Below are 12,174 nucleotides of genomic sequence, written 5' to 3' on the forward strand. Positions count from 1 at the left end.
AGAAATAAAGCCGGAGCGGTTTCCGGTACACAAATTGGACTGAAGTGGAGAATCAAGCATGAGCGGTCAAAACCAGACCCCGTACTATTTCGTGCCGCATCCGTCGCAGCACCCGATCAGCGCGGCCATCGGCCTGCTGGTCATGCTCGGGTCGGTGGCGCTGTGGATCAACGGTCACGACTGGGCTCCGTACACGGCGCTGGTGGGCCTGCTGTGGTTGCTCTTCACGCTGTATCACTGGTTCGGTGACGCGATTTCCGAGTCGGAAGGCGGTCATTACGGCAAGAACGTCGACAAGTCGTACCGCTGGAGCATGAGCTGGTTCATCTTCTCCGAAGTGATGTTCTTCGGTGCGTTCTTCGGCGCGCTGTTCTATGCGCGTGAAATCGCGCTGCACCAGCTCGGCAGCCTCGACTACAAGCTGATCTGGCCGGACTTCTCCGCCGTTTGGCCGAACGAAGGCCCCGCCGCGCTCGCCGGTCACTTCAAGACCATGGGCCCGTGGCCGATCCCGACGCTGAACACGGCATTCCTGCTGTCGTCGGGTGTGACGCTGACGGTGTCGCACCACGCGCTGCGTGACGATCACCGCAAGAAGGCGATCGCCTGGCTGGCCGCGACGCTCGTGCTCGGTATCTGCTTCCTGTTCATGCAGGGCTTCGAGTACTACCACGCGTACAACGAACTGAACCTGACGCTGAACTCGGGCGTGTATGGCTCGACGTTCTTCCTGCTGACGGGCTTCCACGGTTTCCACGTGTTCCTCGGCGGCACGATGCTCGCAGTGGTGCTGGTGCGGATGATCCGCGGCCACTTCAAGCCCGATCATCACTTCGCATTCGAAGGCGCCGCGTGGTACTGGCACTTCGTCGACGTCGTCTGGCTCGGCCTGTACGTCGTCGTCTACTGGCTGTAAATGCAATAGCGGCCCGCGCAGCGATGCGCGGGCCGTTTTCATTGGCGGGGATGGGGCAGCGGCTGGCTGCTTGCACTCAACGCCACCCCGGCGCCGCCGCGACTCAGTCAGGCGGCGCTTTTGCTTGGTGGCGCGGCTGTGCGGCGAAATGTCACAGCGGTCGCGGCGGCCGCCGTGGCGAATGCATCAACGCCCGACCGGCAGGCCGGTCGAATGGATCCAGCCCATCCAGTTCGCGAGCAGGATGAACAGGAACAGCGAGATCGACAGCCCGACGCGGGTGGCGAGCGACCAGGCCATGCGTTTCGTATGGCCGCGGTCGTGCATCATGAAGTAGAGCGCCGAGCCCATGCTGGCGATGATGAGGACGAAGGCAATAGGAACGAGTATGTGCATGACACGAACCGGACGACGGCAATTCGAAAGGAAGGGGATAATTATCGCACTTCGCTTTCGCGAATGCGCCTGGCGGGTGGCATGATGAAGATTCGTCTGCTGCCTGCGCTGCTGATCCTCATCGTCGTCGCGGTCACGATCCGTCTCGGTTTCTGGCAGCGCGACCGCGCGCACCAGAAGGAAGCGCTGCAGGCGAATATCGTCCGCTACGAGCACGCGGCACCCGTCGACGTCGGCGCGCAGCCGATGCCGCTGGCGTCGATCGAGTTTCACCGCGTGCGAGCCACGGGCCGCTTCATGCCGGAGCAAGCAGTGTTCCTCGACAATCGGCCGTATAACGACCAGCCGGGTTTTTACGTCGTGATGCCGTTTAAACTCACGGGCGGCGGCGTCGTGCTGGTCAACCGCGGCTGGCTGCCGCGCAACATCTCCGATCGCACGGCGATCGAGCCGTTCCCGACGCCTGCTGGCGAGGTCGAGATCGAGGGCATCGCGCGCGCCGACGCGTCGCGCGCGTTCGAGCTGGGCGAGGGCGGCTCGGCCGAGCACCAGAAGATCAGGCAGAACCTGGACGTCGGCGCGTATGCGAAGGAAACGGGGCTGCCGTTGCAGCCGTTCGTGATCCAGCAGACGAGCGATGACGGCGACAAGCTCGTGCGCGACTGGCCGGCGGCGACGACCGGCGTCGAGCGCAATTACGGTTACATGTTTCAGTGGTGGGCCATGGCGGCGGCCGCGCTCGGCTTCGGTCTGTACGCCGCGCGGCGTGCGGCGAAGAAGTCGGCCGGCGCGTGAGCGCGATGCCCGGACGCGGCGGCCATGCCGCGGGTTCGTTTCGAGAGGTTTGATTTGTCCATGCAATCTTCCCGTCAGGGTTCGGCCACGGCGCCGATTTCTCCGGCGGCCCGCAAGCGCGGCCGCTGGATGCTCGTGCTGCTCGGCCTCGTGTGCGCGGCGCCGATACTCGCGTCGTACTTCACCTATTACGTGATCAAGCCGAAGGGCGGCTCGACCAACTACGGCACGCTGATCGAGCCGCAGCGGCCGATTCCGGCCGATCTGCAGGTCACCGACGAAACCGGCAAGACGGTTCCGCTGTCGTCGCTGCGCGGCGTGTGGCTGTTCGTGATGACCGACAAGAGCGCGTGCGACGACGCATGCGCGGAAAAGCTCTATTTCATGCGCCAGATCCGCGTCACGCAGGCGGGCGAACGGCACCGGATCACGATGGTGTGGCTGCGCAGCGATGCGGCCGCGATTCCGCCGAAGGTGCTGCAAGCCTATCCCGACACGCGCCGGCTGGTCGCCGATCCGGCCGCGGTGGCCGCGTGGCTGCCGGCCGATGCCGGCACGCGCGACACCGACCATATCTACATGGTCGACCCGAACGGCAACCTGATGATGCGTTTCCCGAAGAACCCGAACCCCAGCAAGATCAAGACGGACGTCACGAAGCTGCTGAAGTGGTCGAGCATCGGTTAAGGCGAGACAACGAGGCAAACATTCGATGTCGTATCTACTGCAACTCGGCCTGATCGGCTTCTGCATCGCGCTGCTGCCGCTGTCGTACGTATGGGTGAAGGCCGACGACAACAAGTTCCGCAAGCTGGTGTGGATCACCACGTTCCTGACCCTAGACCTGGTGATGTTCGGCGGCTTCACGCGGCTGACCGATTCGGGCCTCGGCTGCCCGGACTGGCCCGGCTGTTACGGCACGTCGTCGCCGTTCATCGCGCACGCCGCGATCACGGCCGCGCACCAGGCGATGCCGACCGGCCCCGTCAGCATGACGAAGGCGTGGATCGAGATGATTCACCGCTATTTCGCGATGGCGATCGGCGTGCTGATCATCGCGCAGGTCGTGATCGCGTGGTCCGCGCGGTTGCGCCGCCGGCCGCTGCACGTGTCGCCGTGGTGGCCGACGAGCCTGTTGCTGCTGATCGTCGTGCAGGGCGTGTTCGGCGCCTGGACCGTCACGATGAAGCTGCAGCCGGTGATCGTCACGACCCATCTGCTGCTCGGTCTGACGCTGCTCGGCACGCTCGGCTGGCTTGCGGCGCGGCAGACGCCGTTGCCGTCGCATGATCCGGGGGCAGGCCGCTACCGCGCGGCTGCGCTTGCGGCGCTGGTGCTGCTGGTCGTGCAGATCGCGCTCGGCGGCTGGGTGAGCACCAACTACGCGGTGCTCGCGTGTACCGATTTCCCGACCTGCAACGGGCAGTGGATCCCGCCGATGAACTTCGGCCAGGGCTTCCATCTGTGGCGCGCACTCGGGATGACGCAGGACGGCGAGGCGATCACGCAGGACGCGCTGGTCGCGATCCACTGGACGCACCGCACGTTCGCGTTCGTCGTCGTCGCGTATCTGGTCGCGTTCGCGCTGAAGATGCGCCGCTTCGAGTCGCTGCGGCGGCCCGCGAACGGCGTGCTGCTGGTCGTGCTGCTGCAGTTCGTGACGGGCCTGACCAACATCGTGCTGCAGTGGCCGCTGCCGGTGGCCGTCGCGCACAACGGCGGCGCTGCGATCCTGCTGCTGCTCGTCGTCATGTTAAACTTTCGCATCCTTTCAAGCCGCCCCGGCCGTGTCGCGCAGCCCGCGCGCGACGCCGCCCCGGCGTGACCGTCCCCATGCAAAGCACCCTTTCCCAATCGCCCGGTAGCCGGTTTTCGCAGTACATGGCGCTGACGAAGCCGCGTGTCACGCAGCTCGCAGTGTTCTGCGCGGTGATCGGCATGTTTCTCGCGACGCCGGGCATGGTGCCGTGGCATGTGCTGATCGGCGGCACGGTCGGCATCTGGCTGCTGGCCGGCGCCGCGTTCGCGATCAACTGCCTCGTCGAGCAGAAGATCGACGCGATGATGCGCCGCACCGCGTGGCGTCCATCCGCGCGTGGCGAGATCACGACGCCGCAGATCCTGCTGTTCTCCGCCGTGCTCGGCGGCCTCGGCGCATGGACGCTCTATACGTTCACGAATCCGCTGACGATGTGGCTGACGATCGCGACGTTCGTCGGCTACGCGGTCATCTATACGCTGCTGCTCAAGCCGATGACGCCGCAGAACATCGTGATCGGCGGGGCGTCGGGCGCGATGCCGCCGGCGCTCGGCTGGGCCGCGGTCACCGGCGCGGTGCCGGGCGACGCGTGGATCCTCGTGCTGATCATCTTCGTGTGGACGCCGCCGCATTTCTGGGTGCTCGCGCTCTATCGCCGCAAGGACTACGAGAACGCGGGCCTGCCGATGCTGCCCGTCACGCACGGCGAGAAGTTCACGCGGCTGCACATCCTGCTGTACACGGTAATCCTGTTCGCGGTCACGCTGATGCCGTTCATCTCGGGGATGAGCGGGGCCGTCTACCTGACGAGCGCGGTGCTGCTCGGTGCGGTGTTTCTCGCATATGCGTGGAAGATCTATCGCGATTACTCGGATGAACTCGCCCGCAAGGCTTTCCGTTATTCGATCGTCTACCTGTCGCTGCTGTTCGCCGCGCTGCTCGTCGATCACTATGCACGCCCGCTGCTCGGCGTGTAACTGCACGGTTTGAACGCAATGCTCCATTCACGATTCGGGCGCCGGGCGCGCCAAGGCTGGATGCTGGCGTGCGCATTGGCGACAGCTTTGTTGCTCGCCGGATGCGACAACGCGCCGAAATTCCAGAATCTCGACATCACCGGCAACACGCAGTTCGGCACCGATTTCTCGCTGCCCGACACGACCGGCAAGGTGCGCACGCTGGCCGACTTCAAGGGCCGCGCAGTCGTGATGTTCTTCGGCTATACGCACTGCCCGGATGTATGTCCGACGACGATGGCCGAATTGTCCGAGGCGCTGAAGCAGCTCGGGCCGGATGCCGCGAAGCGGGTGCAGGTGCTGTTCGTCACCGTCGATCCGGAGCGCGATACGCCCGCGCTGCTCGGCCAATACGTGCCCGCGTTCGATCCGTCGTTCATCGGCCTGCGGCCGGCCGACGAAGCGCAGTTGAAGAAGGTCACGAAGGATTTCCGCGTGTATTACGCGAAGGTGCCTGGCAAGACGCCCGGCAGCTACACGATGGATCACACCGCCGCGAGCTACGTGTTCGATCGCGACGGCAAGCTGCGCCTGTTCGTGCGCGACGGCCAGGGCCCCGGCCCGTGGGTCCACGACCTGAAACTGCTGGTCGACTGAGCGGCACGCGCCGCATGATCGCCCGGGCGCTCGCCCGGCGATACGCGTGACGGCCGCGCCGCGCCGTCACGCATTCTTCCTGCTTCCCCTCGAATTGCCATCACCGCTTCGCAGCGCGCGGCGTGCACGCACATGCGCGCTCGAGCGCGTTACGGCAGTGCCGGTACGTTGAAGCCCTGCGCCGCGCGCGTGATCCTGAATTCGGTCACGCGATAGGTCGCGAGCCCTTCGGTCACGAACGGATCGGTCTTCAGGATCGCGTCCAGTTCGTCGCGATCGATGCGGGCCGCGAGGATCACGCCGCCTTCGCGCGGCACCTTCGGCCCTGCCGCGATGAAGATGCCGCGCTCAAGCAGCGGCTGCAGATACGCGCGATGGCGTTCGAGCGCGTCGTCGATGTGCTCGAGCGACGCGGTGTAGTGGATGTCGATGACGTACATGGATGGCCCTGGAATGTCGCCGGCGCGGTGCGTGCCGGCTAGCCGGTCTTTGTAGCACAGCGGCCGTTCCGTGTCGTGCCGTGCTTCGCACGCCGGGCGCGTGTATTCAAGTTGTAAGCATCGCTGCCGTAAATATGGAAGCAACCGTTTGCGCGCGGTCGAGACCATCGCGCGCGCATGCCGGGCATCGACATCGACTAGAGGCATGCAGATGAGCAGAATGAGTTTGAACCGCAAGCTGTGGCTCGCGCTTGCGCTGGTATGGATCGGCCTTCTCGGCGTCGGCGCATGGAGCGCGTACGAGACACGCGCGACGATGCTCGCCGAACGCAAGGCAGGCATCGCGAACCTCGTCGACTCGGCGGCCGGCATCGTACGCGCGTATCACGCGCTCGCGCAGAACGGCACGCTGCCCGAAGCCGACGCGAAGCGCGATGCGCTCGCGAGCCTGGCCGCGATGCGCTACGGCGATTCGGGCTACGTGTTCGTGATGGACTCGAAACCCGTCGTGCTGATGCACCCGACGTTGCCGAAGCTCGTCGGCACGCAGGTCGGCGATTATCTCGATCCGGACGGCAAGCCGCTGTTCGTCACCATCCTGAATGCCGCGAAGGCGACCGGCAGCGGCTTCGCCGAGTATCGCGGACGGCTGCCGCACAGCGAGACGGCCGTGCCGAAAATCAGCTACGTCGCGCGCTTCGCCCCGTGGGACTGGAACATCTCGAGCGGCGTATTCCTGAAGGATATCGATACCGCCTGCTACCGGACGTTGTTCGGTCACCTCGCGGTCGTGTTCGTGATCGGTTTCGTGATCAGCGCGGCGATGCTCGTGATCATCCGCAACGTGCGCGGCAGCCTCGGCGGCGAGCCGGACGAAGCCGCCGCGCTGGCCATCCGTATCGCGCAGGGCGACCTGAGCCGGCCGGTGCCCGTGCGCGACGGCGACAGCACGAGCATGATGGCGGCGATGCGCGACATGCAGGCTCGCTTGCAGGCGGCGATCGGCGGGGTCCGCCAGTCGGCTGAATCGATTGCATCGGCGAGCCGCGAGATCGCGTCCGGCAACGACGACCTGTCGCAGCGTACCGAGGAGCAGGCCGCGTCGCTGGAAGAAACGGCGGCGAGCATGGAGCAACTGACCGCGACGGTGAAGCAAAACGCCGACAACGCGCGGCAGGCAAGCGGGCTCGCGAACAACGCATCGGAGATCGCGCGTGCCGGCAACGACGTCGTGAGCCGCGTGATCGGCACGATGGGCGAGATCGACGACAGCTCGCGCAAGATTGCCGACATCATCGGCGTGATCGAGGGCATTGCGTTCCAGACCAACATTCTCGCGCTGAATGCGGCGGTCGAGGCCGCGCGCGCCGGCGAGCAAGGGCGCGGGTTCGCGGTGGTCGCGGGCGAGGTGCGCTCGCTCGCGCAGCGCAGCGCGACGGCCGCGAAGGAGATCCGCGAGCTGATCGTCGACTCGGTCGAGCGCGTGCGCAACGGCTCGATGCTGGTCGGCCAGGCCGGCACGACGATGGGCGAGATCCTGCAGGCGGTCGCGCGCGTGACCGACATCATGGGCGAGATCGCGGCGGCGTCGGAAGAGCAGGCGAGCGGCATCACGCAGGTCGGGCGCGCGGTCACGCAGATGGACCAGGTCACGCAGCAGAACGCAGCGCTCGTCGAGGAGGCCGCCGCCGCTGCCGCGTTGCTGCAGGAGCAGGCCGGGCGGCTGCGCGACGCGGTCGGCGCCTTCCGGGTCGGTGGTGGCAACGGGGGTGGCGCGTCGCATCGCGCCGGTGGGCGGACGGGCGAACCGGTGTTCGGCGTGCAGCCCGCAGAAGAAGCGGTCGCCGCGTAACGACCGCAGCCCGCGCGGCTATCGACGAAGGCGGGCACGACGACAAGGAGCATCGTGCCCGGCCGGCAGTTCGGAGGGGAAGGCCATCCCTCCGCCTCATGAAACGCAACTAACGGACGATTCGAGCCACCCTTGCCAGCACCGTCGCGGTGCATACCTATATGAGCGGGATGTATTTCACTTCCGGCTCATCCTGTGACACCATTTGCCCCTTCCTGCGAGTCGGGGCATACCCGTATCGCGCCCCTATTTTCAGTTAGCAAGAAAGCGAGAAACAGATGAAGCGTCGCAGTCTCCTGAAGGTATTTTCCGTGCTGGCCACCGGTGCCGCACTGACGCTGTCGGCTGGCGCGCACGCCGAAGACAAGGTGATCAAGGTCGGTACGGTTGCCGGTCCGGATTCGGAAGTGTGGCAAGTCGTGCAGAAGGTCGCGAAGGAGAAGGAAGGCCTGAACGTGAAGGTCATCGAGTTCAACGACTACGTGCAGCCGAACGCGGCGCTCGACGCGGGCGACCTCGACGCGAACAGCTTCCAGCACCAGCCCTACCTCGACAGCCAGGTGAAGCAGCGCGGCTACAAGATCGTCAGCGCGGGCCTGACCTACATCTCGCCGATGGGCGTGTACTCGAAGAAGTTCAAGTCGCTGAAGGATCTGCCGCAAGGCGCGAAGCTCGCGGTGCCGAACGATCCCTCGAACGAGAACCGCGCACTGCTGCTGCTGCAGACGCAAGGCGTGATCAAGCTGAAGGCCGGTGCGGGCACGGGCGGCAATAACGCGACGGTGCTCGACATCGCCGATAACCCGAAGAAGCTGAAGATCTCCGAACTCGACGCCGCGCAACTGCCGCGCGTGCTGTCGGACGTCGACGCAGCCGTGATCAACACGAACTACGCGATCGCCGCAAACCTGCAGCCGACCAAGGACGCGATCGCGCTGGAATCGCTGACGAGCCCGTATGCGAACCTGATCGCCGTGCGCGCGAAGGACAAGGATCAGCCGTGGGTGAAGAAGCTGGTCAAGGCGTACCAGTCGCCGGAAGTGAAGGAATTCATCAAGAAGCAGTTCAAGGGTTCGATGGTTGCGTCGTTCTGAGCGTGATCGGTTGACCGAACGAAGGCCTGCACGTGTGCAGGCCTTTTTTTATGGGCGACGGGCGGCGTTCCGTTGCTGTTGCGCATGCGGCTCTCGCGCAACGCGTCGTGCATGCAATCGCCGTATGGCGCATTGCAGTTGGTCGGCGCGAATGCCGCTGCACGGATCCCCGGTTTCATCTGCCCTCTGGTGGAGTGAACTGGGTCGATCGACAGGATAACGTAAGGACCCGGCGGCGACTGACGCGTTGCGCCGACCCTGGCGCAAACCGCCGTCGGCCGGGCTTCTCGCGCGTTTCGACGCGGCGCGGCGCAGGCGCGCGTCGGCCTGTCGAGCGAAAGCATGGAGTCAGGATGTGGTCTGCGGAAATGGTATTCTCATGCGTTCGTCGCCGCGCGCCTTCCCGGGGGCCGAGCGGGGCCAGTGCCGCCGCGTTGCGCGCGCCGGCACCCGCATGACGGCGGCGGGAATCCATCATCCAGAACCGACACAAATACGGGGGAGACTCACCCATGAAGCGTTTCAAGACTTTCGCGATCCGTTCGATCACGGCCGGCGTGGCCGCACTCGCACTCGCCGGCGCTGCGCACGCGCAGACGGTCAAGGTGCTGTCGATCGTCGACCATCCGGCACTCGATGCGATCCGCGACGGCGTGCGCGCCGAACTGAAGGCGCAAGGCTACGGCGACGACAAGCTCAAGTGGGAATACCAGAGCGCGCAGGGCAACACGGGCACGGCCGCGCAGATCGCGCGCAAGTTCGTCGGTGACCAGCCCGACGTGATCGTCGCGATCGCGACACCGGCCGCGCAGGCTGTCGTCGCGGCGACCAAGAGCGTGCCGGTCGTCTATTCCGGCGTGACCGATCCGGTCGCCGCGCAGCTCGTGAAGGGCTGGGGCCCGTCGGGCACCAACGTGACGGGCGTGTCCGACAAGCTGCCGCTCGACCGCCAGGTCGCGCTGATCAAGCGCGTCGTGCCGAAGGCGAAGACGGTCGGCATGGTCTACAACCCGGGCGAGGCGAACTCGGTCGTGGTCGTGAAGGAGCTCAAGGAGATCCTCGCGAAGCAGGGCATGACGCTGAAGGAAGCGGCCGCGCCGCGCACCGTCGACATCGGCCCGGCCGCGAAGAGCCTGATCGGCAAGGTCGACGTGATCTACACGAACACCGACAACAACGTCGTGTCCGCGTACGAAGCGCTCGTGAAGGTCGCGAACGAAGCGAAGATCCCGCTCGTCGCCGGCGATACCGACAGCGTGAAGCGCGGCGGCATCGCGGCGCTCGGCATCAACTACGGCGACCTCGGCCGCCAGACCGGCAAGATCGTCGCGCGCATCCTGAAGGGCGAGAAGCCGGGCGCGATCGCGTCGGAGACGAGCAACAACCTCGAGCTGTTCGTGAACACGGGCGCGGCCGCGAAGCAGGGCGTGACGCTGTCGCCGGATCTCGTGAAGGAAGCGAAAACGGTCATCAAGTAAGCGGCCCGACCGCCGCGCTTGCGGGCCCGATCCGGGCCTGGACAACATCGCCGGACGGGCGGCTCCCACCCGGAGCCGCCCGTCCGCTTCGCCCGGTCGTACACGTCCGGCCGGGAAGCAACAGGATTTCCCCATCATGTCTCTGTTCTCGTTTCTGGGCGCCCTGGAGATCGGCCTGATCTTCAGTCTCGTCGCCCTCGGGGTGCTGATCTCGTTTCGCATCCTCAATTTCCCCGACCTGACCGTCGACGGCAGCTTTCCGCTCGGCGGCGCCGTCGCCGCGACGCTGATCTCCGCCGGCTACGATCCGTTCACGTCGACGGTGATCGCAATCGTCGCGGGCGCGCTGGCCGGCTTCGTCACCGGCTGGCTCAACGTGCGCCTGAAGATCATGGATCTGCTCGCCAGTATCCTGATGATGATCGCGCTCTACTCGGTGAACCTGCGGATCATGGGCCGGCCGAACGTGCCGCTCATCACCGAGCCGACGATCTTCACCGTGCTGCAACCCGACTGGATGCCCGACTACGTGCTGCGCCCGGCGCTGCTCGCGATCGTCGTGGTGGCCGCGAAACTCGGCCTCGACTGGTTCTTCTCGTCGCAACTCGGCCTCGCGATGCGCGCGACCGGCGCGAACCCGCGGATGGCGCGTGCGCAAGGCATCGCGACGGGCCGCGCGACGCTTGCCGGGATGGCACTGTCGAACGCGCTCGTCGCGCTCGCCGGTGCGCTCTTCGCGCAGACGCAGGGCGGCGCCGACATCTCGATGGGGATCGGCACGATCGTGATCGGGCTGGCCGCCGTGATCATCGGCGAGACGCTGCTGCCGGCACGCCGGCTCGTGCTGACGACGCTCGCCGTCGTGCTCGGCGCGATCGTCTACCGCTTCTTCATCGCGCTGGCGCTGAACAGCGAATTCATCGGCCTGAAGGCGCAGGACCTGAACCTCGTGACGGCCGCGCTCGTCACGATCGCGCTGGTGTTGCCGGCGACGCGCAAGAAGCTGTTCGCGCGCAAGAACGGAGGGGCATGACATGCTGTCCGCACAAGACCTGAAACTCACGTTCAACCCCGGCACGCCGATCGAGACGCGCGCGCTGCGCGGGCTGTCGCTCGAGATTCCCGACGGCCAGTTCGTCGCGGTGATCGGCTCGAATGGCGCCGGCAAGTCGACCTTCCTCAATGCGGTCAGCGGCGACCAGCGAGTCGATTCGGGGCGCATCGCGATCGACGGCACGGACGTCACGCGCCAGCCCGCGTGGGACCGCGCGCACCTCGTCGCACGCGTGTTCCAGGACCCGATGGCCGGCACTTGCGAGGCGCTGACGATCGAGGAGAACATGGCGCTCGCGATGGCGCGTGGTGCGCGGCGCGGTTTTCGTGCGGCGCTCGACCGGCCGTCGCGCGAGCTGTTCCGCGACAAGCTGCGTCTGCTGAACCTCGGGCTGGAAAACCGGCTGACCGACCGGATCGGGCTGCTGTCGGGCGGGCAGCGGCAGGCGGTGAGTCTGCTGATGGCATCGCTGCGTCCGTCGCGGATCCTGCTGCTCGACGAGCACACGGCCGCGCTCGATCCGAAGACGGCCGCGTTCGTGCTGGAGCTGACCGCGCGCATCGTCGCCGAGAGCAAGCTGACGACGATGATGGTCACGCACAGCATGCGGCAGGCGCTCGACTACGGCGACCGCACGGTGATGCTGCACCAGGGGCAGGTCGTGCTCGACGTGTCGGGCGACCAGCGCAAGGGGCTCGACGTGCCGGACCTGCTGCAGATGTTCGAGAAGGTGCGCCACGAGCAGCTCGACGACGATGCGCTGCTGCTCGGCTGACG

At 66.1% G+C, this 12,174-nt stretch carries 13 protein-coding genes; 11 read left to right on the forward strand and 2 right to left on the reverse strand.

What is annotated here, in order from left to right:
* The first annotated feature begins 58 nt into the window (after positions 1-58).
* Positions 59-916 (forward strand): cytochrome c oxidase subunit 3, encoded by an 858-nt coding sequence (locus DIE13_RS14615; RefSeq protein ID WP_096507400.1) that lies wholly within the window; start codon positions 59-61, stop codon positions 914-916.
* Positions 917-1,102: 186 nt separating this feature from the next.
* Here the strand turns inward: DIE13_RS14615 and DIE13_RS14620 are convergent, their stop codons facing one another.
* Positions 1,103-1,312: a twin transmembrane helix small protein gene (locus tag DIE13_RS14620; RefSeq protein ID WP_124827856.1), complete on the reverse strand. Its 210-nt coding sequence runs from the start codon at positions 1,310-1,312 to the stop codon at positions 1,103-1,105.
* Between the two features lie 84 nt (positions 1,313-1,396).
* Between DIE13_RS14620 and DIE13_RS14625 the strand changes: the two genes are divergently transcribed.
* Genes DIE13_RS14625 through DIE13_RS14645 form a run of 5 tightly spaced genes read left to right on the forward strand, consistent with a single transcriptional unit; the run spans position 1,397 to position 5,479 of the window.
* Positions 1,397-2,107: an SURF1 family protein gene (locus tag DIE13_RS14625; protein ID WP_244097721.1), complete on the forward strand. Its 711-nt coding sequence runs from the start codon at positions 1,397-1,399 to the stop codon at positions 2,105-2,107.
* 60 nt (positions 2,108-2,167) lie between these two features.
* The gene (locus DIE13_RS14630; RefSeq protein ID WP_124827858.1) at positions 2,168-2,794 is read left to right on the forward strand and encodes a cytochrome C oxidase subunit I; all 627 of its coding nucleotides are present in this window, start codon (positions 2,168-2,170) and stop codon (positions 2,792-2,794) included.
* A 25-nt stretch (positions 2,795-2,819) separates the two neighbouring features.
* The gene (locus DIE13_RS14635; RefSeq protein ID WP_124827859.1) at positions 2,820-3,932 is read left to right on the forward strand and encodes a heme A synthase; all 1,113 of its coding nucleotides are present in this window, start codon (positions 2,820-2,822) and stop codon (positions 3,930-3,932) included.
* 8 nt (positions 3,933-3,940) lie between these two features.
* Positions 3,941-4,843, forward strand: coding sequence for a heme o synthase (gene cyoE / locus DIE13_RS14640; protein ID WP_124827860.1), 903 nt, complete (start codon positions 3,941-3,943; stop codon positions 4,841-4,843).
* 18 nt (positions 4,844-4,861) lie between these two features.
* The gene (locus tag DIE13_RS14645; protein WP_124827861.1) at positions 4,862-5,479 is read left to right on the forward strand and encodes an SCO family protein; all 618 of its coding nucleotides are present in this window, start codon (positions 4,862-4,864) and stop codon (positions 5,477-5,479) included.
* 149 nt (positions 5,480-5,628) lie between these two features.
* On the opposite strand, the gene DIE13_RS14650 is transcribed toward DIE13_RS14645, so the two are convergent.
* Positions 5,629-5,919 carry a YciI family protein gene (locus DIE13_RS14650; RefSeq protein WP_124827862.1) on the reverse strand — a complete coding sequence of 97 codons (291 nt, stop codon included), beginning with the start codon at positions 5,917-5,919 and terminating at the stop codon, positions 5,629-5,631.
* Between the two features lie 211 nt (positions 5,920-6,130).
* On the opposite strand from DIE13_RS14650, the gene DIE13_RS14655 reads away from it, so the two are divergent.
* From DIE13_RS14655 to DIE13_RS14680, 5 genes are all read left to right on the forward strand, one after another.
* On the forward strand, positions 6,131-7,771 hold the full coding sequence (locus DIE13_RS14655; protein ID WP_124827863.1) for a methyl-accepting chemotaxis protein: 1,641 nt from the start codon (positions 6,131-6,133) through the stop codon (positions 7,769-7,771).
* A 278-nt stretch (positions 7,772-8,049) separates the two neighbouring features.
* Positions 8,050-8,865, forward strand: a complete 816-nt coding sequence (locus DIE13_RS14660) for a MetQ/NlpA family ABC transporter substrate-binding protein (protein WP_124827864.1) — start codon at positions 8,050-8,052, stop codon at positions 8,863-8,865.
* Positions 8,866-9,377: 512 nt separating this feature from the next.
* Positions 9,378-10,343 (forward strand): ABC transporter substrate-binding protein, encoded by a 966-nt coding sequence (locus DIE13_RS14670; RefSeq protein WP_124827866.1) that lies wholly within the window; start codon positions 9,378-9,380, stop codon positions 10,341-10,343.
* A 136-nt stretch (positions 10,344-10,479) separates the two neighbouring features.
* Positions 10,480-11,376 (forward strand): ABC transporter permease, encoded by an 897-nt coding sequence (locus tag DIE13_RS14675; protein WP_124827867.1) that lies wholly within the window; start codon positions 10,480-10,482, stop codon positions 11,374-11,376.
* 1 nt (position 11,377) lies between these two features.
* A complete protein-coding gene (locus DIE13_RS14680; RefSeq protein ID WP_096507389.1) occupies positions 11,378-12,172 on the forward strand; it encodes an ABC transporter ATP-binding protein in 795 nt (264 codons plus the stop codon).
* Positions 12,173-12,174: the final 2 nt, after the last annotated feature.

Origin of the sequence: Burkholderia sp. Bp9016, assembly GCF_003857765.1 — a bacterium.
Taxonomy (GTDB): domain Bacteria; phylum Pseudomonadota; class Gammaproteobacteria; order Burkholderiales; family Burkholderiaceae; genus Burkholderia.

Bases quoted from the DNA above. Each gene is read 5' to 3' on its own strand.
- DIE13_RS14625 (WP_244097721.1), top strand. From the start codon at position 1,397: ATGAAGATTCGTCTGCTGCCTGCGCTGCTGATCCTCATCGTCGTCGCG.
- DIE13_RS14680 (WP_096507389.1), top strand. From the start codon at position 11,378: ATGCTGTCCGCACAAGACCTGAAACTCACGTTCAACCCCGGCACGCCG.
- cyoE (WP_124827860.1), top strand. From the start codon at position 3,941: ATGCAAAGCACCCTTTCCCAATCGCCCGGTAGCCGGTTTTCGCAGTAC.
- DIE13_RS14635 (WP_124827859.1), top strand. From the start codon at position 2,820: ATGTCGTATCTACTGCAACTCGGCCTGATCGGCTTCTGCATCGCGCTG.
- DIE13_RS14670 (WP_124827866.1), top strand. From the start codon at position 9,378: ATGAAGCGTTTCAAGACTTTCGCGATCCGTTCGATCACGGCCGGCGTG.
- DIE13_RS14675 (WP_124827867.1), top strand. From the start codon at position 10,480: ATGTCTCTGTTCTCGTTTCTGGGCGCCCTGGAGATCGGCCTGATCTTC.
- DIE13_RS14660 (WP_124827864.1), top strand. From the start codon at position 8,050: ATGAAGCGTCGCAGTCTCCTGAAGGTATTTTCCGTGCTGGCCACCGGT.
- DIE13_RS14620 (WP_124827856.1), bottom strand. From the start codon at position 1,312: ATGCACATACTCGTTCCTATTGCCTTCGTCCTCATCATCGCCAGCATG.
- DIE13_RS14645 (WP_124827861.1), top strand. From the start codon at position 4,862: ATGCTCCATTCACGATTCGGGCGCCGGGCGCGCCAAGGCTGGATGCTG.
- DIE13_RS14615 (WP_096507400.1), top strand. From the start codon at position 59: ATGAGCGGTCAAAACCAGACCCCGTACTATTTCGTGCCGCATCCGTCG.
- DIE13_RS14650 (WP_124827862.1), bottom strand. From the start codon at position 5,919: ATGTACGTCATCGACATCCACTACACCGCGTCGCTCGAGCACATCGAC.
- DIE13_RS14655 (WP_124827863.1), top strand. From the start codon at position 6,131: ATGAGCAGAATGAGTTTGAACCGCAAGCTGTGGCTCGCGCTTGCGCTG.
- DIE13_RS14630 (WP_124827858.1), top strand. From the start codon at position 2,168: ATGCAATCTTCCCGTCAGGGTTCGGCCACGGCGCCGATTTCTCCGGCG.